The following is a 21,077-nucleotide window of genomic DNA, read 5'->3' on the forward strand; positions in this document are numbered from 1 at the left end:
GGCCATCTTGCTTCCATGGCCCAGCTTCCGACCCGCCCAGCCTCGGCCGCCGTTGCCGCCTTCCTGGACAAGGCAGCCACCGTGCCGGCGCTGCGCCCCGCCGTGCATCGCCCGGGCCGGCTGATCTTCGCCGTGGATGCCACCGCCAGTCGCCAGCCGGGCTGGGACATGGCCTGCCACTTGCAGACCGAGATGTTCCAGGCCGCCGCCGCGCATGGCGGGCTGGAGGTCAGCCTCGCCTATTACCGCGGCTTCGGCGAATTCGCCGCCACCCCCTTCCTGGCCGACAGCGCCGCGCTGGCGGAGCGAATGGCGCGCGTGCAGTGCCTCGGCGGCCAGACGCAGATCGGCAAGGTGCTGGACCATGCGCTGCGGGAGGCGGCGCGGGAGCGGCTGCATGCCCTGGTCTTCGTCGGCGATGCGGTGGAGGAGCCGCCAGACCCGCTCTGCCATCAGGCCGGGCAGCTCGGCCTGCGCGGCACCCCGGCCTTCGTGTTCCAGGAAGGGCATGACAGCCGCGCCGCCAGCACCCTGAAGCAATTGGCCAAGCTTTCCGGCGGCGCCTATGCGCCCTTCGATGCCGGCAGCGCCGCCGCGCTGCGGAGCCTGCTGCGGGCCGTGGGCGCCTATGCCTCCGGCGGCGCGGAGGCGCTGGCGCGGCTCGGCAGCCCCGCCGCCCGCGCGCTGATGGCGCAGCTGCCGCCCCCCGTGGCCAAGCCCGGCCGATGATCTGGCTGGCCGGCGCCATTGGCGTCCTGCTGCTGGGATGGGTGCTGCTGCGGGCCCTCGCCACGGCCAGCGTGGCGCAGGTGAAGCGGGGCGCCCTGTGGTTCCTGATTGGGATGCTGCTGGCCGGCGTGGCGCTGCTGCTGCTGACCCGCAGGCTGCCCCAGGCCCTGGGGCTGATGCTGCCGCTGATGCCGCTCCTGCTGCCGGCGGTGCGGCGCTGGCTGGGCCGCCGCCGCTTCGGTGCCGCGCCGCCGGACCAGGGCGTGTCCACCCTGGAGACCCCCACCCTGGCGATGCGGCTGGACCAGGCCAGCGGCACCCTCTCCGGCCGTGTCCGCACCGGCCCCTTCGCGGGGCGGGAACTGGGGGAGATGCCGCTGGAGGATTGCCTCGCCCTGCTGGCCCAGTGCCATGTCGAGGACCCTGAGAGCGTGCCGCTGCTGGAAGCCTGGCTGGACCGTGCCGCCCCCGGCTGGCGCCAGGCCTCGCCCGGCGCCGGCATGGATCGCGCCGAGGCCCTGGCGGTGCTGGAACTGCCGGAAGGCGCCACGCCCGCGCAGATCCGGGCCGCGCACCGCCGGCTGATGCGGCAGGCGCATCCGGACCATGGCGGCGATGCGTGGCGGGCCGCGCGGCTGAATCAGGCGCGTGATCTGCTGCTGAAGCCGCGCCCATGATGCGAAGCACAGGCTCCGCGCTTTTTCTCGAAAATTTCTCTACATTAGCGTGTTACCGGCCGGGGTCCGGCAATTGCCGCTTCCCCGCCCCCATGGCAATGCTGCGCCAAGGCCACGATTCCGCCATCCAGACGCGCTATATCGGCGACGCGACAGTGAAGAAGAGGAACTTGCACCGGTGTTGAAACCGCTGAAGAAGGCTGTATTGCCCGTTGCCGGCCTTGGCACTCGCTTCCTGCCCGCCACCAAGGCCCTGGCCAAGGAGATGCTGCCGGTCGTCGACAAGCCGCTGATCCAGTATGCCGTGGACGAGGCGCGCGAGGCGGGCATCGAGCAGTTCTGCTTCGTCACCGGCCGCGGCAAGACCGCCATCGTCGAGCATTTCGACGTGGCCTACGAGCTTGAGCGCACCCTGCTGGAACGCGGCAAGCAGAAGGAGCTGGACGCGCTGCGGGACCAGTCCGTGCAGCCCGGCTCCATCACCACCGTGCGCCAGCAGGTGCCGATGGGCCTGGGCCATGCCATCTGGTGCGCCCGCTCCTTCATCGGCGACGATCCCTTCGCCATCCTGCTGCCGGACGACCTGATGCAGTGCAAGGTGAGCTGCACCAAGCAGCTGGCCGATGCCTACATGGAAACCGGCGGCAACGTGGTGGCCGTCGAGGAAGTGCCGATGGAGCGCGTCAACAAGTATGGCGTGCTGGACATCCAGGAGGACAAGGGCCGCCTGGTGTCCGTGAAGGGCCTGGTGGAGAAGCCGCCGATCGACAAGGCGCCCTCCAACCTCACCGTCATCGGCCGCTACGTGCTGATGCCCGAGGTCGTGCCCTTCCTGGCGCTGATGGAAAAGGGCGCGGGCGGCGAGGTGCAGCTGACCGATGCCATGGCCAAGCTGATCCCGACCCAGCCCTTCCACGGGCTGCGCTACGAGGGCCGCCGCTTCGATTGCGGCGACAAGACCGGCTATCTGGAAGCCCAGATTGCCTTCGCGCTGGATCGCCCAGATCTGGCCGATGCCGTGCGTGCCTTCCTGCCACGCTACGTCTGAGACGGATCACACATGCGCGTTGCCATGATCGGGGCCGGTTACGTCGGCCTCGTCTCCGGTGCCTGCTTCGCCGAATTCGGCGTGGATGTCTGTGTCGTTGACACGGAACCCAGCAAGATCGAGGCCCTGAAGGCCGGTCGCATCCCCATCTACGAGCCGGGCCTGGACCGGCTGGTGGCGGAGAATGCGGCCGACGGGCGCCTGACCTTCACCACTGACCTGAAGGAAGCCATCCGCGGTGCCGATGCCGTCTTCCTGGCGGTGGGCACCCCCACTCGGCGTGGCGATGGCCATGCCGACCTGAGCTATGTCTTCGCCGCCGCCGAGCAGGTGGCGAAGGCCGCCGAGGGGCCGCTGGTGCTGGTCACCAAGTCCACCGTGCCGGTCGGCACCGGTGCGAAGGTGAAGGAGATCGTCCGCCGGGTGCGCCCGGAACTGGAGATCGAGGTCGCCTCCAACCCCGAGTTCCTGCGCGAGGGCAATGCGATCGGCGACTTCATGCGGCCCGACCGCGTGGTGATCGGCGTCGATTCCGAGCGCGCCTCCAAGGTGCTGAAGCGGCTCTACCGCCCGCTCTACCTGATCGAGACCCCGGTGGTGCAGACCAGCATCGAGACCGCCGAGCTGATCAAATATGCCGCCAATGCCTTCCTGGCGGTGAAGATCACCTTCATCAACCAGATGGCCGACCTGTGCGAGAAGGCCGGCGCCAACGTCCATGACGTAGCGCGCGGCATGGGGCTCGATGGCCGCATCGGCCGCAAGTTCCTGCATGCCGGCCCGGGCTATGGCGGCTCCTGCTTCCCCAAGGACACGCTGGCGCTGGCCCGCACGGCGCAGGAACTCGGCGCCCCGGCCACCATTGTCGAGCAGACCATCGCCGCCAACGAGGCGCGCAAGGAACAGATGGCGCAGCGCGTCATTGATGCCTGCGGCGGCAGCGTCGAGGGCAAGACCGTCGCCGTGCTGGGCCTGACCTTCAAGCCCGAGACGGACGACATGCGCGACGCGCCCTCGCTGGTGATCGTGCCGGCGCTGGCCGCGGCCGGCGCCACCATCCGCGCCTATGACCCGCAATCCGGCCATGCGAAGCAGATGCTGCCCGAGGGCGTGCAGTACGCGAAGAACGCGCTGGATGCGGCCAAGGGCGCGGATGCGCTGGTGCTGATCACGGAATGGAACGAGTTCCGTGCCATCGCCCCGGCCAAGCTGAAGAAGGCGATGCGCGGCGACGTGGTCTGCGACCTGCGCAACGTGTGGGACCCGGTGCAGATGCGGGAATGTGGCCTCGCCTATTCCTCCATCGGCCGCCCCTGATACCTGCAAGAAACCGAGGAACACCGGCATGACCGCCTTCCGGCATGACTTCCACCCGACCTCGCTGCGCGAATACGACATCCGCGGCGTCATCGGAAAAACCTTGTCGGGCGCGGATGCCTTCGCCATCGGCCGCTGCTTCGGCAGCATCGTGGCGCGGGAGGGCGGCAAGAAGGTGGTGGTCGGCTACGACGGCCGCCTGTCCTCGCCCGAGCTGGAAACCCAGCTTGTCGCCGGCCTCGTCGCCTGCGGGCTGGAAGTGGCGCGCATCGGCTGCGGCCCGACGCCGATGCTCTACTTCGCTTCCTACGAGCTGAAGGCCGATGGCGCCGTGATGGTGACCGGCAGCCACAATCCGCCGGACTACAACGGCTTCAAGATGATGCTGGGCAAGAAGCCCTTCTTCGGCCAGCAGATCCTGCAGATCGGCCAGATGGCGGCCTCGGGCGACGTCGTGGCGGAGGCTTCCGGCTCCTCCACCGAGGTCGATGTCTCGGATGCCTATATCGCGCGGGTGCTGAAGGACTATGACGGCGGCGACCGCGCGCTGACCGTGGTCTGGGACCCCGGCAATGGCTCGGGCGCCGAGATCACCAAGCGGCTGGTGGCCAAGCTGCCGGGCAAGCACACCGTCATCAATGGCGAGATCGACGGCCGCTTCCCCAACCACCATCCCGACCCGACCGTGCTGAAGAACCTCGAGCAGATCATCGCCGAGGTGAAGAAGCAGGGCGCCGATCTCGGCATCGCCTTCGACGGTGACGCCGACCGCATCGGCGCCGTGGATGGCGAGGGCAACATGCTCTTCGGCGACCAGTTGCTGGTGGTGCTGGCGCGCGACGTGCTGAAGAACCATCCGGGCGGCACCATCATCGCCGATGTGAAGGCCTCCCAGGTGCTCTTCGACGAAGTGGCCAAGGCGGGCGGCAATCCGCTGATGTGGAAGACCGGCCACAGCCTGATCAAGGCCAAGATGGCCGAGACGCAGTCGCCGCTGGCGGGCGAGATGTCGGGCCATATCTTCTTCAACGACAAGTGGTACGGCTTCGACGACGCGCCCTATTCCGCCATCCGCCTGCTGGGCATCGTGGCGCGGGCCAGCGAGAGCCTGGCGCAGATGCGCGACGCGCTGCCCAAGGTGATCAACACGCCGGAACTGCGCTTCAACTGCCCCGATGAGCGCAAGTTCGGCGTGATCGAGGAAGTGAAGGCCCGCCTCGCCGCCTCCGGCGCCAAGGTGCAGGACGTGGATGGCGTGCGCGTGCTGACTGAGGATGGCTGGTGGCTGCTGCGCGCCTCCAACACCCAGGCGGTGCTGGTGGCGCGTGCCGAGGCCAAGAGCGAGGAAGGGCTGGAGCGCCTGAAGAAGCTGCTGGCCGAGCAGGTCGAGGCTTCCGGCCTGCAGGCCCCCGACTTCTCGGGCGAGAACGCCGGGCACTGAGCCCGGCAGCGGCGCCCCGCTTCACCAGCGGGGCGCCGGCCGCTCGCGGCTTTTAGGCCGCGAAAGCCTTGGGGTAGCCGAAGAGCCCCACGGCGCCGCCGGTATGGATGAAGACCACGTTCTCATCCTTCTTGAACTGGCCCTTGCCGATCAGGTCGATCAGCCCGGCCATCCCCTTCCCCGAATAGACGGGGTCGAGCAGGATGCCTTCCTTTTCCGCCAGCAGCTTCACCGCCTCGACCATGCCTTCGGTCGGGATGCCGTAGCCCTGGCCGACATAGTCGGTATTGGCCACCACATGCTCGGCCTTCACGATGCCGGGCAGGCCCAGGTGCTCGGCCACGCGCTCGGCCAGCGCCAGCACATTGGCTTCCTGCTTCGCCTTGGGCGCGCGCACGCCGATGCCGAGCACGGGGATATTGGCATTCAGCGCCACCAGCCCGGTCACCAGCCCCGCCTGGGTGCCGGCGCTGCCCGTGGCATGCACCACATGGTCGATCCGCAGGCCCATCTCGGCCGCCTGCGCCACCAGTTCCAGTGCCGCGTTCACATAGCCCAGCGCGCCCACGGGGTTGGAGCCGCCGCCGGGGATGACATAGGGCTTGCGGCCCTTGCCGCGCAGTTCCCCGGCCAGCACTTCCATCTCGGCCTGCATGTCGGCACCGCCGGGGCGGTGGGAGATCTCGGCGCCATGGAGCTGGTCCAGCAGCACATTGCCGGACTGGGTATAGGCCTCGTCCGTGAAGCCCGTGCGGTCTTCCAGCAGGATATGGCAGGCGAGGCCAAGCTTGGCCGCCGCCGCCGCCGTCTGCCGCGCGTGGTTGGACTGGGTGGCGCCCTGGGTGATGACGGTGTCGGCGCCCTGGGCCAGGGCATCGGCCATCAGGAATTCCAGCTTGCGGGTCTTGTTGCCGCCGGTGGAAAGCCCGGTGCAGTCGTCGCGCTTGATCCAGAGCTTGGGGCCGCCGAGATGGCGGGAGAGGTTCTCCATCGGCTCCAGCGGCGTGGGCATATGGCCGAGGCGGATGCGGGGGAAACGGGCGAGATTCATGCGTTCTTTGGCCTTGCCGTGGACGTGGGCCGCAAGGCTAACCGCTGGCCCCCGCCGCGCCAACCTGGGGCCGGGCGCGTGCTACTGCGGATGCACCGGCGGCACGCGCTGCCAGCCCCTCGGCATCTTCACCTTCTCCCGCATGAAGGTGAAGATGCCGGAGAGAATGATGATGGCGGCGCCCAGCGCCATCACCGGGTCCAGATGATCGCCGAAGATCAGCCAGCCCAGGATGATGGCCCAGATCATCTGGCTGTATTGCGCCGGCGCCACCAGGCTGGCGGGAATGCGAGCGGAGGCCAGCATCACCAGGATATTCCCCGCCGCCATCAGCAGCCCGTAGCCCAGCAGCCAGACCCATTGCATTGGCGTGGGCCAGGTAAACTCCGGCAGCATCAGCAGCCCCGCCCCCACCACCGGCCCGATCAGCCCGGCGCCGTAGAGCGACATGCGCGTCTCGCTCTTGCCGAAGGCGCGCATGGTGACGACGGTGATGGCGCCCGAAAGCCCGCCCACCACCGCGCCCAGGTGGCCGATGTTCAATTCGCGAAAGCCCGGCCGCAGCACAACAAGAACCCCAACGAAGCCCATCAGCACCGCGCCCCAGCGCCGCCAGCCCACCGGCTCCCGCAGAAAGAGCACGGAGAGGATGGTCACGAAGGTCGGCATCAGGAAGAGCAGGCAGAAGGCCTCGGCCATGGAGAGATGCGTGAAGGCGGTGACGCTGCCGACGCTGCCGGTCAGCGCCGTGCCCGCGCGCAGGAACCACATGCCGCGCCGCCGCGCTCGGAAGACATCGCTGAATCGCTCGCCCGGGCGGCGCACCAGCGGCAGCGCCAGCACGCCGGAGAGCGCGCCGAAGAACACAGCCTCATAGGCGCTGAGCGTGCCGTGCAGCAGCTTCACCGAGGCGTCGCTGACCGCATAGGCGGAATAAGCCAGGAAGGCCAGCAGGATGCCCTGCGGCATGGATCGGTCCATCGGGTGGGGAAAGCCTGGTGGGAGATGAAGGCGGCGAGGCCGCGCGCTGGCCCGGATTTCCCCGGAAACCGCCGGGGCCGCCAGTCTCCGAATCATGACATTTCGCCAGCGGCGGGGGAGACTGCACGCCCTGTCACCGCAATGGCACGCGGCACCCTGGCCTCACGGCCACGTTACCGCTAGCCTGCGCTGGAATCGCTGGAGCCGCCCTGATGCCCCAACGCCCACCCGCTGAACCCGGCATGCCCGAGGATGAGGTCGATACCCCCGCCTTGATCCTCGACCTCGATGCCTTCGAGGCCAACCTGGACGCCATGGCCGCCTTTCTGGCGCCCACGGGGGCGAAGCTGCGGGCCCATGCCAAGACGCATAAGTCGCCGGTGATCGCGCTGCAGCAGATGCGGCGCGGCGCGGTCGGCCAATGCGTGCAGAAGGTGACGGAGGCCGAGGCCCTGGCCTGGGGCGGCGTGCCGGACATCCTAGTCAGCAACGAGGTCGTCTCGCCCCGCAAGCTGGCGCGGCTGCTGGCGCTCTCCGGCATCAGCCGCGTTGCGCTCTGCGCCGATTCCGAGGCGGGCGTGGCGCTGGCGGAACAGGCGGCGGCGGCGGCGGGCCAGCGGCTGCGGCTGCTGGTGGAGATCGATGTCGGCGCCGGCCGCTGCGGCGTGCCGCCGGGGCCGGAGGCCGTGGCCCTGGCGCAGCGCATCGCCGCCAGCCCGCACCTGATCTTCGGCGGCTTGCAGGCCTATCACGGCAGCGCCCAGCACCAGCGCACGCCGGAACAGCGCGCCGCCACCATCGCCGGCGCGGTGGAACATACCCGCCGCACGGTGGAGCAGCTGCGCCAGCAGGGCCTGTCCTGCGAGATCGTCGGCGGCGCCGGCACCGGCACCTTCCCGCATGAGGCGACCAGCGGCGTCTTCACCGAGATCCAGGCCGGCTCCTATGCCTTCATGGATGCCGATTACGCCGCCAACCAGGATGCGCCGCCCTTCCGGCACGCGCTCTTCGTGCTGACGCAGGTGATGAGCACGCCGCGCGACGGGCTGGTGGTGGTGGATGCCGGCCACAAGGCGGCGCCGACCGATTCCGGCTTCCCCAAGGTCTGGCAGCGGCCGGGGCTGCGCTATGCCGGCGCCTCGGACGAGCACGGCAATATTCTGGTGGAAGGCGGCACGGCCCCGAAGCTGGGGGAGACGCTGCGGCTGGTGCCCGGCCATTGCGACCCCACGGTGGACCGCTTCGACTGGTATGTCGGCACCCGCAAGGGCCGGGTGGAATGCCTCTGGCCGGTGGCCGCGCGCGGGGGCATGCAGTGAGGGGCCAGAAGCATCGACATTTCGCGGCCTTCGTCAAGCAACATAATGGAGTTCCCCGTGTTCTTTCCTCATATCCTTGAATGCGAGGCCGAAGCGCCCGCCCCACCGGGAGACCGCAGCATGTTCATTACGCCCTTTACCCGTCTGACGAAGCTCGACCTTTCCGATGCCTCCCGCCTCGGGACCAAGGAAGCCGAGCGGCAGGCCGCGCTGCTGCGGGTTCCTGGCCAGGCCGAGCAGGGCGGGCCACGCCATGATGACCTGCTCTCCCGCCCCTATCAGCCGGCCAAGCCGCTGGTCTGCAACGACGCCGACTGAGTACCTCTCCCTCGCCTGGAATGCCGCGGGCAAGATGGCCGGCGCGGCATCCTGAACAGGCCAGCCGCCGGGCCGGCGGCATTCCGCCTGGTTGGCCGGGCAGTCGCGGGGCACCATTGATGGCCTCCTGCCCCCGCCTTTCCTGAAGGGCCGACACGCCCTCCCTGCGGGTGCCAGTCAGGAAATTCGCGCCCTCCCCTTGTCAGCCATGCCGTGGCGGTTGGGCCGATGGGCCTTACCCCCGCCCCTGCGCGCGATCCGCCCTTGACCCCGGGCCCCGGGCGGCGCATCGCCTTCTGTCGCTTCTCCGCTTCCTGAAAGGCCCGAAACCCAATCCATGCTGGCTTTGCGCGTCATCCCCTGCCTGGACGTGAAGGACGGCCGCGTCGTGAAAGGGGTGAACTTCGTCGCCCTCCGCGATGCCGGCGACCCGGTGGAACAGGCCCGCGCCTATGACCGGGAAGGCGCCGACGAGATCACCTTCCTCGATATCGGCGCCACGCATGAGAACCGCGACACGATGTATGACGTGATCGCCCGCACCGCCGCAGAGGTCTTCATCCCCCTCACGGTCGGCGGCGGCGTCCGCAGCGTCGAGGATGTGCGCAAGCTGCTGCTGGCAGGCGCCGACAAGGCCAGCATCAATTCCGCCGCCGTGACCGACCCGGATCTGGTGCGCCGCGCGGCCGAGGCCTTCGGCAGCCAAGCCATCACGGTGGCCATCGACGCCCGGCAGGTCTCCCCCGGCAAGTGGGAGGTCTTCACCCATGGTGGCCGCAAGGGCACCGGCATCGATGTGCTGGAATGGGCCAGGCAGGTCGCCAGCCTGGGCGCGGGGGAGCTGCTGGTGACCTCGATGGACCGGGACGGCACCAAGGCCGGCTTCGACCTCGACCTGCTGCGCGCCATCCGCGCCGCGGTGCGGCTGCCGCTGGTGGCCTCGGGCGGGGTGGGGAATGTGGAGCATTTCATCGAGGGCGCACGCGCCGGGGCCACGGGCTTGCTGGCCGCGAGTGTCTTCCATTACGGGGAAATGCGCATCGCCGATGCCAAGGCGGCGCTGGCCGCCGCCGGCCTGCCGGTGCGCCCCCTGACCGATCGCAGGAAAGTCGCCTGATCAATGGCCAAGGACGTGAAGAAAAAGACGGCTGCCAAGCCCGTCGCCAAGAAGCCGGCAAAGAAGCTGGCCATCAAGAAGAAGGCCGCGCTGCCCCTGCCCGCCACGCTGCAGCCGCCCGCGGCCGCACCCGCCGCCAAGCCGCGCAAGTCGGTGAAGCAGGCCGAGGCGCGCCACCTGGCGCCGCTGGAGGTGCCGGCCACCGGCGATGTGGACGTGCTGCGCCGGCTGTGGGACACCATTGAGGGCCGCCGCGTCTCGGGCGACACCACCATCTCCCACTCGGCGCGCCTGCTGGCGCGCGGCACCGCCAAGGTGGCGCAGAAGCTGGGTGAGGAAGCGGTGGAATGCGTGATCGAGGCAACGCTGGGCAACCGCTCCGCCACGGTGCTGGAAAGCGCCGACCTGATCTATCACCTGCTGGTGGTCTGGGTGGATGCCGGCATCCGGCCGGAGGAAGTCTGGGCCGAGCTGGTGCGGCGGGAGGGCATTTCCGGCATCGCCGAGAAGGCGTCCCGCCCCAAGGGCATCGTCCGCGCCGCCCAGACAACCAAAATCCCCTGAGCAGAGGATCGCCAGCCATGCCAGTCTCCGGCCGCCCCCCTTACGACGACGGCAATATCTTCGCCCGCATCCTGCGCGGCGAGATCCCAGCGCGGAAGGTGCATGAGGATGACCATGCCCTGGCCTTCCACGATATCGCGCCGCAGGCGCCGGTGCATGTGCTGGTGATCCCGAAGGGCCCCTATGTCTCGGCGGCCGATTTCCTGACCAAGGCGGATGCCGAGACCGTGGCCGGCTTCTGGCGCGCGGTGGCCGAGGTGGCACGCAAGCTGGGGCTGGAAGATGCCGGCTACCGCCTGCTGACCAACATGGGCCATGACGCCGGGCAGGAAGTGCCGCATTTCCACGTGCATGTCTTTGGCGGCGGCCCGTTGGGGCCAATGCTGGCACAGCGGGCTTGAACCATTGGGTTACCGGCTCCATCCATTAAGACATGGATGCTGATTCCGCCGTTGCCGAAGCTCGCGCCGCCCTGACCGCCGCCGGGCAGATGCCGGATGCGGAGCTGGACCTTGCCGGCGTCGCACTGCAATTTGCCCGCATCGATGCGCCGGAGGCCGACTGGCGGGCCGCCGCCGCGCATCTCTCCGACCTCGCCCGCCAGGCCGTGGCCGCCGCCACGGCCGACCGCATCGCCGATGCCGGCGATTCCATCCGCCGGGCCGAGGTGCTGGCCAGCGTGCTGGCCCGCTTCGGCTACGAGGGCGACGACACCACCTATGACGACCCCGCCAATGCCAACCTGATCCGCGTCACGCAGCGGCGGCGCGGCCTGCCGGTGGCGCTGGGGCTGCTCTGGCTACATGTGGCGGAAGCCGCCGGCTGGAGCGCCTATGGCCTCGACTTCCCCGGCCATTTCCTGCTGGGGCTGGAAGGCCGGCGCGGCGCCACGGTGGTGGACCCCTTCCATGGCGGCCTGGTGATGGAAGCCCCGGCCCTGCGCCTGCTGCTGAAGCGCATGGAAGGCGAGCAGGCGGAGCTGCGCCCGGGCCTGCTCTCGGCCGTGGGCAAGCGCTCGGTGCTGCTGCGGCTGCAGAACAACATCAAGCTGCGCCGGCTGCGGGACGGCTCGCTGGACGGCGCCCTGGCCTGCACCGAGGACATGCTGCGCCTGGCACCTGAGGAAGCCGCCCTGTGGCGGGAAGCGGCGGTGATGAACCAGCGGCTGGACCGCATCGGACAGGCGCTGACCTGCCTGGAACGCTTCCTCTCCCTGGTGCCGGATGGCGAGGCCGCCGCCCGCGCCCGCGCCATGGCGGCGGAACTGCGGCAGCGGCTGAACTGAGCTGATCCGCCGCCCCTGAAGGGCTTCCAGATAGGCGGCGGTGAAGCCCTGTGTTCTGCTGGCGGGCTCCCGGCCCCGCTCACAGGTCCAGGGCCGCGCCAAGGACCCGGCGCTTAGTTGATCTCCTCATTGGGCGAGACACCCCAGATCTCGCTCCGCCGCAGCCAGCCGCCCTGGTCGCCGATCCGCACCTCGCACCAGGTGCTGTCGGCCGGGCAGCGGCGGATGCGGCCAACCACGCCGGGCATCAGATGCGCCACGATGTTGCTCTCGGCGGAGGCGCTGCTGCGCAATTCCCGCTGCTGCTGCCCGACCACCACCATGGTGCGGCGGCCGGCCAGGGTGGACTGGTGCACCCAGCCCTCGGTGCCCTCCATGTCGCGGATGCGGCGCCACTGGTTGTATTCGCGCAGCACCTCCACCGGCAGGTCGCGGCGCTGGTAGGTCCATTCGATCGGGAAGCGCGTGTCGGGTCCGATGCGCAGGTTCACCTCATCCGAACGCAGCGCCACGAAGCGCGGCACCGGCAGGCCGGTGACGCTGCCGACATTGGGCGTGGCATCCGGCGGCGGCTCGGCCGGCGGCGGCGGCGCGGCAGGGGCGGCCGTGGCAGCGGCGCCGGCGGCCGCACCGGCGGCGGCACCCGCCGCGGCGCCGGCCCTGGCGCGGCCGGCAGGGGCCGGGCGCCCGGTCTGCTGCGGCGCACGGATCACCGGGGGCTGGGCCGGCGCGCGGGGCGCCGGGGCCTGGGCGGCAGGCTTGGCAGGGGCCGGGCGCGTTGCCGGGCGCTGCTCCGTGCGGCGCTCCGGCGTCCGTTCCGGCGCACGTTCCTGCGCGGCGGGGCGGGGCTGCTGGTTCTGCAGCCGGGGCGGCAGGGTCAGCACCTGGCCGGCCGGGGGCGGCGTGGGCTCCACCCGGGGCGGCGGCGTCGGCGCCACCGGGCGGGGCGGCGCCAGCGTGCCCTGGGACGTGCCCAGCGAGGATTGCCCCCAGGCCGGCAGAACAGGCAGCAGGAGCGAAGACAACAACAGGGAGGGGATCAGACGAAGCCGGGCCATGGGCGGGATCACGCGCAAAATGCAGCGCTCCGGTCAAGGGCTGGCGGGCATTGCCGCGCATCATCGGTGCAAGGTTGCCGCATCTTTATAGCGCCAGCATCTGGCCCGGCCCCACCTCGGCCAGAAAGGTGACGATGCCGGCCACCTCCACTCCTTCGGCCAGTTCGGCGGGGGCGATGGCCTCGGCGCGCAACCCGGCCTCGCAGGCGATGCGGCGGATGCCCAGCTCGGCCGCCGCTTCCCACAAGGTGGCGATGCCGGCGACGCCGCGCGATTCCAGCAGCGCCTCCCGCGCATCGGCCAGCAGCGGCGCCTGCCGCAGCAGCAGCCGGCAGCCGCCATTGGTGGCGAACAGCACCACCGGCCGCCCCACCGCCGCCGCCCCGGTGGCGACCACCAGCGCGTAATGCGCCGCCTCATGCCCGCCGGAGCGCAGCAGCACGCCTAGAGGGAGCATGAGGGAGCCAGGGCCGCGCCTTCGTGGGCGGAAAGGTCATGGATGGAAGCCGCGTCGCCGCAGAGCGGGCAGGCGGGGTCGCGTTTCAGGCGGATGGTGCTGAAGCGGGTGTCCAGCGCGTCCCAGAGCAGCAGCCGGCCGGCCATGCTCTCGCCGATGCCCATGATCTCCTTCAGCACCTCGGTGGCCTGCAGGGTGCCCATCACGCCGGTCACGGCACCCAGCACGCCGGCTTCCGAGCAACTGGGCACCAGCCCAGGCGGCGGCGGCGCCGGGTGCAGGCAGCGGTGGCAGGGAAAGGCATGGCCCAGATGCGACTTGAAGACCGAGAGCTGCCCCTCGAAGCGCAGCACCGAGGCCGTGACCAGGGTGCGGCCCAGCAGGTGGCAGGCATCGCCCACCAGGAAGCGGGTATCGAAATTGTCGGTGCCGTCGCAGACCAGGTCGTAGCGCGGGATCAGCGCCTCGGCGGCCCCGGCATCCAGGCGCCGGGCATGGGTCTCCACCCGCACCTCGGGGTTCAGCCGCGCCAGGGTCTCGGCCAGGCTTTCCGCCTTGTTGCGGCCGATGCGCGGCGTATCATGCGCCACCTGCCGCTGCAGGTTGGACAGTTCCAGCCGATCGTCATCCACCAGCCCCAGCGTGCCCACGCCCGCCGCCGCGAGGTAGAGCGCCAGCGGCGAGCCCAGCCCGCCGGCGCCGACGATCAGCACCCGCGCCGCGCGCAGCTTCGCCTGGCCCACCGCGCCCACTTCCTGCAGCAGGATGTGGCGGGAATAGCGGTGCAGCTCGGCCTCGGTGAAATCCAGGTTCATGGAAGGGATATGGGGGAGCGCGGGCCGCCGGCGCAACCAGTCCCGCGCCCGCCCGTGCCCGCCCGCACACGAAGCGTTGCGCGGGCCCGCCACCGGAATCTTTTGCATTCCACGTATCGCATTCTGTTTGCTGACATCACCATCTGTTGGGAGAGATGCGATGCCCCCAGGATTCCTGCGGCGACGTTCCCTTCTGGCCGCCGCGGGGCTGGCGGCACTCCCCACCCCCTCCCGTGCCGAGGAGCCGGTCGACACGCTGCTGGTGCTGGCGGTCGATATCTCCCGCTCCGTCGACGAGGACGAGGCCAAGCTGCAGCGGGAAGGCTATCGCAACGGCGTCTCGGACCCGCGGGTGGTGGAGGCCATGCTGGGCGGCACGCTGGGCAGCATCGGGCTGGCCTATGTCGAATGGGCGGGGGCGGAGTACCAGCGGCTGGTGCTGCCCTGGCGCCGCATCGCCAGCGCGCGGGACGCCCAGGCCTGGGCGGAGGCGCTGGCGGAGGCGCCGCGCCAGTCGCTCTCATGGACCTCGATCTCCGGCGCGCTGGAATTCTCCGCCCAGGTGCTGGCGCAGGCGCCTTTCGAGGGCACGCGGCGGGTGGTGGATGTTTCCGGCGACGGCGTCAACAATTCCGGCCCGCCGCCCGAGCCGGTGCGGGACCGGCTGGTGGCCGATGGCATCGTCATCAACGGCCTGCCCATCGTGAACGACCGCCCCACCTATGGCCGCGGCCCCCAATTGCCGCTGGACCAGTATTACCGGGATTCCGTGATCGGCGGCACCGGCGCCTTCCTGGTGGTGGCGGAGGACTTCAACAGCTTCGGCCTGGCGGTGCGCCGCAAGCTGATTCGCGAGATCGCGGCCCTGCCCGGCGATGCCATCGAGCGCACCGGCTGACGGGAGAGGGGCGCGGCCCCTGCTCCACCTTCAGAACTTTACTCTGGCGGCCTCACTCTGGCCGCCTCGCCTCAGCGCTCGATGTCGTCGATCGAGAAGCCGAAGGAGCCCAGCCCTTCGGCCAGCAGGTCGGCCGCCAGCTCCATCTGGATCAGGTAGTCGGCGGTGCTGCCACCGGCCGCCCGTTCCTTGGCCATGCTCACCGCTTCCTCCCACTGGTCGGGCTCGTAGTCGCCGCGCCCTACCCAGGCCAGCGCCACCAGCGCCGCCTGCTCGTCCTCGTTCAACTCCTCGATGAAGGTGCTGAGCGTGCTTTCGTCGAATTCCTCCTCGCCTTCGATGTCATCGATCTCGGCGGCCTCGTCCTGCTCGCTTTCCGTCTCCTGCAGCGTGCGGAGATGGTCGACGACCGTGGCCACCGTCTCGATGCTGATGCCGAGGTCGAAGTCGTCGTCGTCACCCGTGTCGCTCATGCGGCTGCTCCTCTGGCCTGTGTCTGTGGCATGGCACAGCCCCCCCAACTCGGCAGAAGCGCATCGGCTGCATGGTGCCGGTAAAGATCACATAGAGTCAGCGTTCTACCGCACTGCACACGTAACGAATTGGCAGCGCTTAAGCCTTCTCACGTCAACGATATCAGTGCTCTCGCAACGTCTCTTGAGAAGAGATGTTGAAAAGACATGCACACGTCATCCTCCCCCAAGGTGACTGCTGCGGTTCTGGCCACGGTTCTGGCCATGGCACTGCAAACCGTCCCTTCCCCCGCCTCCACCGCCCTCCAGGCCCGGCCTGACGCGGCTTCCGCAACCCCTGGCTACATCCTGGCCGGCGCCACCGACATCAGCACCCGCCTCGCCCCCGAGACGCCGGGCTGCCCCGAGATGGGTGTCTCCGGCCGCCTGCCCGGCCACCAGCGGGTGGCGGATCTGGAGCCCCGCGCCGGCGGGCCGAAGCACCAGGCCCGGCCGCGCCTGAACAACCCCCTCAGCGCGCCGCAGACGCTGCGCCCGGCGATGCACATGTGCGTCGTGGACCAGTTCAGCCCCAACGACCTCGGCGGCGCCCGCAAGACCGTCTACCGGCTCTGAGCCGCGTTTCCCGGACGGAGTCTCCCCCGCCCGCCCGGGCCCCGGAAGGCCATAAACCAGCGAGTCGGGGCTGATCTGCGCGCCATGCCGGGGTGATCATGTCGTTAATGCTCGCTTTTTCACCTCTGAGCCCTTATTTGTGCGCCACACAACAAGCCGCCCGGCCGCTCCTGCCCCACCCGGCCACCCTCTCTGGTGGCCAGGGTGCCGGGCCGTATGCGCAGGCGGCGCAGCCTCGGGACTGCCCGCCTAATGGAATTGCGCAACGTCGCTATCATTGCCCACGTCGACCATGGCAAGACGACGCTCGTCGATAATCTGCTGAAGCAGGCTGGCGCCTTCCGCGCCAACCAGGCCGTGGCGGAACGTGCCATGGACCGTAACGACCTGGAGCGTGAGCGCGGCATCACCATCCTCGCCAAGTCCACCGCGGTGGAATGGAAGGGTGTGAAGATCAACATCGTCGACACTCCGGGCCACGCCGATTTCGGCGGCGAGGTGGAGCGCATCCTGTCGATGGTCGATGGCGCCATCGTGCTCTGCGATGCCGCCGAGGGCCCGCTGCCGCAGACCAAGTTCGTGCTGACCAAGGCGCTGGCCCGTGGCCTGAAGCCGATCGTCGTCATCAACAAGGTCGACCGCCAGGACGCCCGCGCCGATGAAGTGCTGAACGAGGTCTTCGACCTCTTCGCCGCCCTCGGCGCCTCGGACGAGCAGCTCGACTTCCACACCATGTTCGCTTCCGGCCGCCAGGGCTGGGCCGACCTGACGATGGACGGTCCCCGCAAGGACCTGTCGCCGATGTTCGACCTGATCCTCAGCCATGTGCCGGCGCCGACCGTCAACCATGACGCGCCCTTCGCGATGAACGCGACGATCCTGGAGGCCGACCCGTTCCTGGGCCGCATCCTGACCGGCCGCATCGAGCAGGGCGTGGCCAAGACCAACATGCCGGTGCGCGTGCTGCGCCAGGACGGCACGGTGGTCGAGACCGGCCGCCTGACCAAGCTGATGACCTTCTCGGGCCTGGACCGCGTGCCGGTCGATGAGGTGCAGGCGGGCGACATCTGCGCCATCGCCGGCCTCTCGGACGCCACCATCCCCGACACCATCGCCTCCCCCGAGGTGACGGAGCCGCTGCACGCGATCCCCATCGATCCGCCGACGCTGTCCATGACCTTCCGCATCAACGACGGCCCGCTGGGCGGCCGCGAGGGCAAGAAGGTCACGTCGCGCCAGATCCGCGACCGGCTGTTCAAGGAAATCGAGGGCAACGTCGCCATCAAGGTGAAGGTGTCCGAGGAAGTGGACGCCTTCGAGGTGGCCGGCCGCGGCGAGCTTCAGCTGGGCGTGCTGATCGAGCAGATGCGTCGCGAGGGCTTCGAGCTGACCATCGGCCGCCCCCGCGTGCTGACGCAGATCAACCCGGAGACGGGCGAGAAGGAAGAGCCCTTCGAGGAAGCCGTCATCGACGTCGATGAGGAATACTCGGGCGTCGTCGTCGAGAAGATGTCGCTTCGCAAGGGCATGATGCAGGACATGCGCCCCTCCGGCGGCGGCAAGGTGCGCCTGACCTTCCACATCCCGTCGCGCGGGCTGATCGGCTACCACGGCGAGTTCATGACGGACACGCGCGGCACCGGCATGATGAACCGCCTGTTCCTGGGCTATCAGCCCTGGGCCGGGCCGATCGAGGGCCGCATCAAGGGCAGCCTGATCTCCAACTCCGATGGCGAGGCGGTGCAGTACGCGCTCTTCTCGCTGCAGGAGCGTGGCACGCTGTTCGTGGACCCTGGCGCCAAGGTCTATACCGGCCTGATCCTGGGTGAGCATTCGCGCGAGAACGACCTCGACGTGAATCCCATCAAGGAAAAGAAGCTGACCAACGTCCGCGCCGCCGGCAAGGACGAGGCCCTGCTGCTGACGCCACCTCGCCGGATGAGCCTGGAGCAGGCCATCGCCTATATCGAGGACGATGAGCTGGTGGAGGTGACGCCGACCGCCATCCGTCTGCGCAAGCGCTACCTCGACCCCAACGAGCGCAAGAAGCACGCGCGTCGCTCCGAGAGCGAGGCGGCGTAAGAACGAAGGGCGGCCCGGGACACCGGGCCGCCTTTTTTCATGCCCACTGCCGGCAGGCGTGGCGGCAACCGCCGCGGATACGCCGCATTGTGCTGGAGCCACCCAGCACAAAGGCGCCGGTCATGCTCATCAGGATCGCGGCAGGTCTTCTTCTGCTCACAGGCTGCAGCCTGCCCCTGGAAGGCGGCGGCGCCGGGCGCCCGCGGCCCGAGATCGGTGTCGATGCGCGGGGCCCGGAAACCCGGGCCGAACCCTTCAGCGGCCGGACGCTGCAACCGGGCGACGCCACCGCCCCCGGCGGCACCGGCGGGCTCAGCGACAGCGGCATCCCGGGCGAGAGCGGCAGCGGCTTCCCCGGTACGGGCCGCTGAGCGGCGGGCGCTCAGCCCTCCCGCCCTTCCTCCATCACGGCCCGCATCGCGGCGATCTGCGCCGCGCTCAGGCTGCGGATGCGCAGCGCCAGCCGGTTCGCCATCTCGGTGGCCTCCGGCGAAAGCCCGGCGGTATCCAGCACCACCCTGGGATGGGAGATGCGGGCCAGCCGCGTCATCTCGTCGTCCCAAAGGCCGAAATACTCGTTCACCTGCTGGATCAGCCCGGCGGAAGGCAGCCCACGCCGCCCGTGTTCCAGCGCCGAGAGATAGGCGGCCGAGACCTGCAGCGACGCCGCGAGGCCGGAGAGGGTCACCCCCCGCTCCTCCCGCAGCGCGCGCAGCCGGGCGCCGAAAGGGGTCACGGCAGGCGGCGGCGGCGCAGCAGCAGATGCACCGCGCCCTGGTTGGCGGCATGGGGATAGGCGGCGCCCAGCACCATCTGGCGCAGGTCCGGCGCATTCAGCCAATGCGGGAATTCCCGGCGCAGCACGCCGCCTTCCGGCATTGGCCCCTTGCCGGTCACCACCGCCACGCAGCGCAGGCCATCGGCCTGGGCGGCGTGCAGGAAAGCGCGAACGGCATGGTAGGCGTCCTGCGCCCGGCGGCCGTGCAGATCCAGCGTGCGCTCCGGCCGGGTGCGGCCCCGGTGCAGGTCCCGCCAGCGGGAGCGGTCCAGCCCGGCGGGCGGCTGCCCCACCTGCACCGGCGGGTTGCGCTTCGGCAGCGCGTGCCCGGCGGGCCTGGCGGCGGGCGGCGGTGGTGCGGCGGCGGGGGAGGGTTGCGGCGCGGCGGCGGGCGGCGGGGCAGGCAGCGGCGGCAGGGCATGGCCCGGCAGGGGCCGCACGGCGGCGGCAAAGGCGCGCCACAGGGCGCGTTCCTCTTCAGTCAGTGTGCGAGCGCGGCGGGCCATGATGCTTCCGCTCTTACAGGCTGCGGGCGGTGCGATAAACGGCTCTCAGCCCGGCACGTCCTCCGCCATCGCATGGCCGGCGCGATGCCGCCGCAGCATCCAGAGCCCCAGCAGGGCGGAAACCACGAAGAGCACCACGGCCAGCGCGATCTGCCAGTTGCGCGCCACCGCCACGCCGCTGCCGGCCAGCGCGAAAATCACCGTCTGCGGCAGGTAGCCCACCGCCGAGCCGGCCAGGAAGGCCAGGGCCGGGATGCCGGACAAACCCGCCAGCAGGTTCAGCGCCAGGTTGTTGCCCACCGGCAGCAGCCGCAGCGCCAGGGTGGTGTTGAAGGGGCTGGCGGCCAGCACGTCCCGCAGCGCCCGCAGGCGGCGGCCGAATCGCCCGTCCAGCCGGCGCTGCGCCCAGCCGCGCCCCACGGCAGCGGCCCAGAAAAAGGCGGCGGCGCAGCCCAGCAACTGCGCCACCATGCCCAGCATGCCGCCGATCCAGGCCCCGAAGGCATAGCCACCCAGGAAGGCCACCGCCTGGCGCGGCACGCCCACGGCGCAGGCCAGGGCGCCGAGCAGCAGGAAGGCGGCTTCGCCCCACAGGTCCTGCTGCAGGCCGAAGCGCTGCACCCAGGCCTCGGGGCGGCCATCGCCCAGCTCCCGCAGCAGCCAGCCACCCAGGCCGAGGCCGGCGGCCAGCAGCGCCAGCTTGGCGATGGAGCGCAGGCGCGGCGGCAGGGTCTTCACGCCTGGGGGGCGCCAGGGGGCAGCAGTTGCGGGCGCTTCCAGCGGCGCTGCAGCCACATCACGCCCATCAGGTCCGAGATGCCGACCAGCGCGCGGTCCAGCGTGCCGTAGTTGGAGGTGCCGCGCAGCCGGGGCCGGTGGTTCACCGGCCGGCTGACCACCCGGCCGCCGGCGCGCAGCACCAGCGCGGGCAGGTAGCGGTGCATGTGGTCGAAGGGCGGCAGCTCCAGGAACAGCGCGCGGGGAAAGAGCTTCAGCCCGCAGCCGGTATCGGGTGTCGCATCGCCCAGCAGCCGGGCGCGCAGCCGGTTGGCGAAACGGCTGGACAGGCGCTTGATCTGCGTGTCCCGCCGGTTGACGCGCCAGCCCGCTGCCAGCAGCCGGTCGTTCTCCGGCTCGGCCCGCACGAAATCCCAGAGTGCCGGGATATCGGCGGGGTCGTTCTGCCCGTCCCCGTCCAGGGTCGCGATCCAGGCGGCGCGGGCGGCGCGCACGCCGGTGACGATGGCCGCCGACTGCCCGCAGGAAGCCGCGTGCCGCAGCACCCGCAGGGCCGGCGCGCGCCGCGCCGTGCCGGCCAGGGCGGCGGCGGTGCCGTCGGTGGAGCCATCGTCCACGTAGATGATCTCATGCGGCAGCCCGGCCAGGGCGGCGGAAATCTCATCCACCAGCGGGGCGATGTTCTCGGCCTCGTTGCGCACGGGCACCACCACGGCCAGCAGCGGGACAAGGGAGGACTCGGCGGGGCGCGGTGCGTCAGACATGGGGGGAGGCGGCGTAGCAGCCGCAGCGGGGCCGAACAAGCCGCAT

Annotated in this window: 25 protein-coding genes; 15 read left to right on the forward strand and 10 right to left on the reverse strand. The window is 70.3% G+C overall.

Going from position 1 to position 21,077, the window contains the following annotated elements:
* The first annotated feature begins 15 nt into the window (after positions 1–15).
* The 5 genes from EBE87_RS04535 to pgmG all read left to right on the forward strand — a co-directional run bounded on the left by EBE87_RS04535 (position 16) and on the right by pgmG (position 5,212).
* Positions 16–729, forward strand: coding sequence for a vWA domain-containing protein (locus EBE87_RS04535; protein ID WP_122139901.1), 714 nt, complete (start codon positions 16–18; stop codon positions 727–729).
* Positions 726–1,406, forward strand: a complete 681-nt coding sequence (locus EBE87_RS04540) for a J domain-containing protein (RefSeq protein ID WP_120640091.1) — start codon at positions 726–728, stop codon at positions 1,404–1,406. Before EBE87_RS04535 ends, EBE87_RS04540 begins: the two co-directional genes overlap by 4 nt.
* Positions 1,407–1,584: 178 nt before the next feature.
* Positions 1,585–2,454, forward strand: a complete 870-nt coding sequence (gene galU, locus EBE87_RS04545; protein WP_120640090.1) for a UTP--glucose-1-phosphate uridylyltransferase GalU — start codon at positions 1,585–1,587, stop codon at positions 2,452–2,454.
* Between the two features lie 12 nt (positions 2,455–2,466).
* Positions 2,467–3,771 carry a UDP-glucose dehydrogenase family protein gene (locus tag EBE87_RS04550; protein ID WP_120640089.1) on the forward strand — a complete coding sequence of 435 codons (1,305 nt, stop codon included), beginning with the start codon at positions 2,467–2,469 and terminating at the stop codon, positions 3,769–3,771.
* Positions 3,772–3,799: 28 nt separating this feature from the next.
* Positions 3,800–5,212 (forward strand): phosphoglucomutase/phosphomannomutase PgmG, encoded by a 1,413-nt coding sequence (gene pgmG, locus EBE87_RS04555; protein ID WP_120640088.1) that lies wholly within the window; start codon positions 3,800–3,802, stop codon positions 5,210–5,212.
* Between the two features lie 52 nt (positions 5,213–5,264).
* Here the strand turns inward: pgmG and cuyA are convergent, their stop codons facing one another.
* A complete protein-coding gene (gene cuyA / locus EBE87_RS04560) occupies positions 5,265–6,263 on the reverse strand; it encodes a D-cysteate sulfo-lyase (protein ID WP_120640087.1) in 999 nt (332 codons plus the stop codon).
* Between the two features lie 81 nt (positions 6,264–6,344).
* Entirely contained in the window at positions 6,345–7,232 is an 888-nt protein-coding gene (locus EBE87_RS04565) for a DMT family transporter (protein WP_233553370.1), read from the reverse strand.
* Positions 7,233–7,456: 224 nt separating this feature from the next.
* On the opposite strand from EBE87_RS04565, the gene EBE87_RS04570 reads away from it, so the two are divergent.
* The 6 genes from EBE87_RS04570 to EBE87_RS04595 all read left to right on the forward strand — a co-directional run bounded on the left by EBE87_RS04570 (position 7,457) and on the right by EBE87_RS04595 (position 11,847).
* Positions 7,457–8,563 carry a DSD1 family PLP-dependent enzyme gene (locus tag EBE87_RS04570; RefSeq protein ID WP_120640085.1) on the forward strand — a complete coding sequence of 369 codons (1,107 nt, stop codon included), beginning with the start codon at positions 7,457–7,459 and terminating at the stop codon, positions 8,561–8,563.
* Between the two features lie 120 nt (positions 8,564–8,683).
* A complete protein-coding gene (locus EBE87_RS04575) occupies positions 8,684–8,881 on the forward strand; it encodes a hypothetical protein (RefSeq protein ID WP_147426160.1) in 198 nt (65 codons plus the stop codon).
* 337 nt (positions 8,882–9,218) lie between these two features.
* Positions 9,219–9,998, forward strand: a complete 780-nt coding sequence (gene hisF, locus EBE87_RS04580; RefSeq protein ID WP_120640083.1) for an imidazole glycerol phosphate synthase subunit HisF — start codon at positions 9,219–9,221, stop codon at positions 9,996–9,998.
* 3 nt (positions 9,999–10,001) lie between these two features.
* On the forward strand, positions 10,002–10,562 hold the full coding sequence (locus tag EBE87_RS04585) for a phosphoribosyl-ATP diphosphatase (protein ID WP_120640082.1): 561 nt from the start codon (positions 10,002–10,004) through the stop codon (positions 10,560–10,562).
* Between the two features lie 17 nt (positions 10,563–10,579).
* On the forward strand, positions 10,580–10,963 hold the full coding sequence (locus EBE87_RS04590) for a histidine triad nucleotide-binding protein (RefSeq protein WP_120640081.1): 384 nt from the start codon (positions 10,580–10,582) through the stop codon (positions 10,961–10,963).
* Positions 10,964–10,995: 32 nt separating this feature from the next.
* Positions 10,996–11,847, forward strand: coding sequence for a SirB1 family protein (locus EBE87_RS04595; protein ID WP_120640080.1), 852 nt, complete (start codon positions 10,996–10,998; stop codon positions 11,845–11,847).
* 113 nt (positions 11,848–11,960) lie between these two features.
* Here EBE87_RS04595 and EBE87_RS04600 read toward each other — a convergent pair whose 3' ends face one another.
* The 3 genes from EBE87_RS04600 to EBE87_RS04610 form a co-directional block, all read right to left on the reverse strand.
* Positions 11,961–12,905, reverse strand: a complete 945-nt coding sequence (locus EBE87_RS04600) for an SH3 domain-containing protein (protein WP_122139922.1) — start codon at positions 12,903–12,905, stop codon at positions 11,961–11,963.
* An 85-nt stretch (positions 12,906–12,990) separates the two neighbouring features.
* Positions 12,991–13,362, reverse strand: coding sequence for a DsrE family protein (locus tag EBE87_RS04605; RefSeq protein WP_120640782.1), 372 nt, complete (start codon positions 13,360–13,362; stop codon positions 12,991–12,993).
* Positions 13,350–14,177: a HesA/MoeB/ThiF family protein gene (locus tag EBE87_RS04610; RefSeq protein WP_120640783.1), complete on the reverse strand. Its 828-nt coding sequence runs from the start codon at positions 14,175–14,177 to the stop codon at positions 13,350–13,352. Before EBE87_RS04610 ends, EBE87_RS04605 begins: the two co-directional genes overlap by 13 nt.
* Before the next feature lie 160 nt (positions 14,178–14,337).
* On the opposite strand from EBE87_RS04610, the gene EBE87_RS04615 reads away from it, so the two are divergent.
* On the forward strand, positions 14,338–15,075 hold the full coding sequence (locus EBE87_RS04615; protein WP_120640784.1) for a DUF1194 domain-containing protein: 738 nt from the start codon (positions 14,338–14,340) through the stop codon (positions 15,073–15,075).
* Positions 15,076–15,146: 71 nt separating this feature from the next.
* On the opposite strand, the gene EBE87_RS04620 is transcribed toward EBE87_RS04615, so the two are convergent.
* Positions 15,147–15,548 (reverse strand): DUF3775 domain-containing protein, encoded by a 402-nt coding sequence (locus EBE87_RS04620; RefSeq protein WP_120640785.1) that lies wholly within the window; start codon positions 15,546–15,548, stop codon positions 15,147–15,149.
* Positions 15,549–15,812: 264 nt separating this feature from the next.
* Here EBE87_RS04620 and EBE87_RS04625 point away from each other — a divergent pair, with 264 nt between their 5' ends.
* From EBE87_RS04625 to EBE87_RS04635, 3 genes are all read left to right on the forward strand, one after another.
* Positions 15,813–16,163: a hypothetical protein gene (locus tag EBE87_RS04625; RefSeq protein WP_147465021.1), complete on the forward strand. Its 351-nt coding sequence runs from the start codon at positions 15,813–15,815 to the stop codon at positions 16,161–16,163.
* Positions 16,164–16,415: 252 nt separating this feature from the next.
* Positions 16,416–18,245 (forward strand): translational GTPase TypA, encoded by a 1,830-nt coding sequence (gene typA / locus EBE87_RS04630; RefSeq protein ID WP_120640787.1) that lies wholly within the window; start codon positions 16,416–16,418, stop codon positions 18,243–18,245.
* 122 nt (positions 18,246–18,367) lie between these two features.
* A complete protein-coding gene (locus EBE87_RS04635) occupies positions 18,368–18,616 on the forward strand; it encodes a hypothetical protein (RefSeq protein ID WP_120640788.1) in 249 nt (82 codons plus the stop codon).
* An 11-nt stretch (positions 18,617–18,627) separates the two neighbouring features.
* Here the strand turns inward: EBE87_RS04635 and EBE87_RS04640 are convergent, their stop codons facing one another.
* Genes EBE87_RS04640 through EBE87_RS04655 form a run of 4 tightly spaced genes read right to left on the reverse strand, consistent with a single transcriptional unit; the run spans position 18,628 to position 21,031 of the window.
* The gene (locus EBE87_RS04640; protein ID WP_120640789.1) at positions 18,628–18,981 is read right to left on the reverse strand and encodes a helix-turn-helix domain-containing protein; all 354 of its coding nucleotides are present in this window, start codon (positions 18,979–18,981) and stop codon (positions 18,628–18,630) included.
* Positions 18,978–19,529, reverse strand: a complete 552-nt coding sequence (locus EBE87_RS04645) for a Smr/MutS family protein (RefSeq protein WP_122139902.1) — start codon at positions 19,527–19,529, stop codon at positions 18,978–18,980. Before EBE87_RS04645 ends, EBE87_RS04640 begins: the two co-directional genes overlap by 4 nt.
* 45 nt (positions 19,530–19,574) lie before the next feature.
* A complete protein-coding gene (locus EBE87_RS04650; protein ID WP_120641266.1) occupies positions 19,575–20,267 on the reverse strand; it encodes a TVP38/TMEM64 family protein in 693 nt (230 codons plus the stop codon).
* Positions 20,264–21,031, reverse strand: coding sequence for a glycosyltransferase family 2 protein (locus tag EBE87_RS04655; protein WP_122139903.1), 768 nt, complete (start codon positions 21,029–21,031; stop codon positions 20,264–20,266). Before EBE87_RS04655 ends, EBE87_RS04650 begins: the two co-directional genes overlap by 4 nt.
* Between the last annotated feature and the right edge of the window lie 46 nt (positions 21,032–21,077).

It is taken from the genome of Teichococcus wenyumeiae (assembly GCF_003696345.1).
GTDB lineage: Bacteria > Pseudomonadota > Alphaproteobacteria > Acetobacterales > Acetobacteraceae > Pseudoroseomonas > Pseudoroseomonas wenyumeiae.

What these genes read in the sequence shown, in the direction of transcription:
- EBE87_RS04600 (WP_122139922.1), bottom strand. Translation starts at nt 12,905, where the DNA reads ATGGCCCGGCTTCGTCTGATCCCCTCCCTGTTGTTGTCTTCGCTCCTG.
- EBE87_RS04550 (WP_120640089.1), top strand. Translation starts at nt 2,467, where the DNA reads ATGCGCGTTGCCATGATCGGGGCCGGTTACGTCGGCCTCGTCTCCGGT.
- EBE87_RS04595 (WP_120640080.1), top strand. Translation starts at nt 10,996, where the DNA reads ATGGATGCTGATTCCGCCGTTGCCGAAGCTCGCGCCGCCCTGACCGCC.
- EBE87_RS04620 (WP_120640785.1), bottom strand. Translation starts at nt 15,548, where the DNA reads ATGAGCGACACGGGTGACGACGACGACTTCGACCTCGGCATCAGCATC.
- hisF (WP_120640083.1), top strand. Translation starts at nt 9,219, where the DNA reads ATGCTGGCTTTGCGCGTCATCCCCTGCCTGGACGTGAAGGACGGCCGC.
- EBE87_RS04645 (WP_122139902.1), bottom strand. Translation starts at nt 19,529, where the DNA reads ATGGCCCGCCGCGCTCGCACACTGACTGAAGAGGAACGCGCCCTGTGG.
- EBE87_RS04605 (WP_120640782.1), bottom strand. Translation starts at nt 13,362, where the DNA reads ATGCTCCCTCTAGGCGTGCTGCTGCGCTCCGGCGGGCATGAGGCGGCG.
- EBE87_RS04570 (WP_120640085.1), top strand. Translation starts at nt 7,457, where the DNA reads ATGCCCCAACGCCCACCCGCTGAACCCGGCATGCCCGAGGATGAGGTC.
- typA (WP_120640787.1), top strand. Translation starts at nt 16,416, where the DNA reads ATGGAATTGCGCAACGTCGCTATCATTGCCCACGTCGACCATGGCAAG.
- EBE87_RS04535 (WP_122139901.1), top strand. Translation starts at nt 16, where the DNA reads ATGGCCCAGCTTCCGACCCGCCCAGCCTCGGCCGCCGTTGCCGCCTTC.
- cuyA (WP_120640087.1), bottom strand. Translation starts at nt 6,263, where the DNA reads ATGAATCTCGCCCGTTTCCCCCGCATCCGCCTCGGCCATATGCCCACG.
- pgmG (WP_120640088.1), top strand. Translation starts at nt 3,800, where the DNA reads ATGACCGCCTTCCGGCATGACTTCCACCCGACCTCGCTGCGCGAATAC.
- EBE87_RS04635 (WP_120640788.1), top strand. Translation starts at nt 18,368, where the DNA reads ATGCTCATCAGGATCGCGGCAGGTCTTCTTCTGCTCACAGGCTGCAGC.
- EBE87_RS04655 (WP_122139903.1), bottom strand. Translation starts at nt 21,031, where the DNA reads ATGTCTGACGCACCGCGCCCCGCCGAGTCCTCCCTTGTCCCGCTGCTG.
- EBE87_RS04585 (WP_120640082.1), top strand. Translation starts at nt 10,002, where the DNA reads ATGGCCAAGGACGTGAAGAAAAAGACGGCTGCCAAGCCCGTCGCCAAG.
- EBE87_RS04610 (WP_120640783.1), bottom strand. Translation starts at nt 14,177, where the DNA reads ATGAACCTGGATTTCACCGAGGCCGAGCTGCACCGCTATTCCCGCCAC.
- EBE87_RS04575 (WP_147426160.1), top strand. Translation starts at nt 8,684, where the DNA reads ATGTTCATTACGCCCTTTACCCGTCTGACGAAGCTCGACCTTTCCGAT.
- EBE87_RS04625 (WP_147465021.1), top strand. Translation starts at nt 15,813, where the DNA reads ATGGCACTGCAAACCGTCCCTTCCCCCGCCTCCACCGCCCTCCAGGCC.
- EBE87_RS04615 (WP_120640784.1), top strand. Translation starts at nt 14,338, where the DNA reads ATGCCCCCAGGATTCCTGCGGCGACGTTCCCTTCTGGCCGCCGCGGGG.
- EBE87_RS04565 (WP_233553370.1), bottom strand. Translation starts at nt 7,232, where the DNA reads ATGCCGCAGGGCATCCTGCTGGCCTTCCTGGCTTATTCCGCCTATGCG.
- EBE87_RS04590 (WP_120640081.1), top strand. Translation starts at nt 10,580, where the DNA reads ATGCCAGTCTCCGGCCGCCCCCCTTACGACGACGGCAATATCTTCGCC.
- EBE87_RS04540 (WP_120640091.1), top strand. Translation starts at nt 726, where the DNA reads ATGATCTGGCTGGCCGGCGCCATTGGCGTCCTGCTGCTGGGATGGGTG.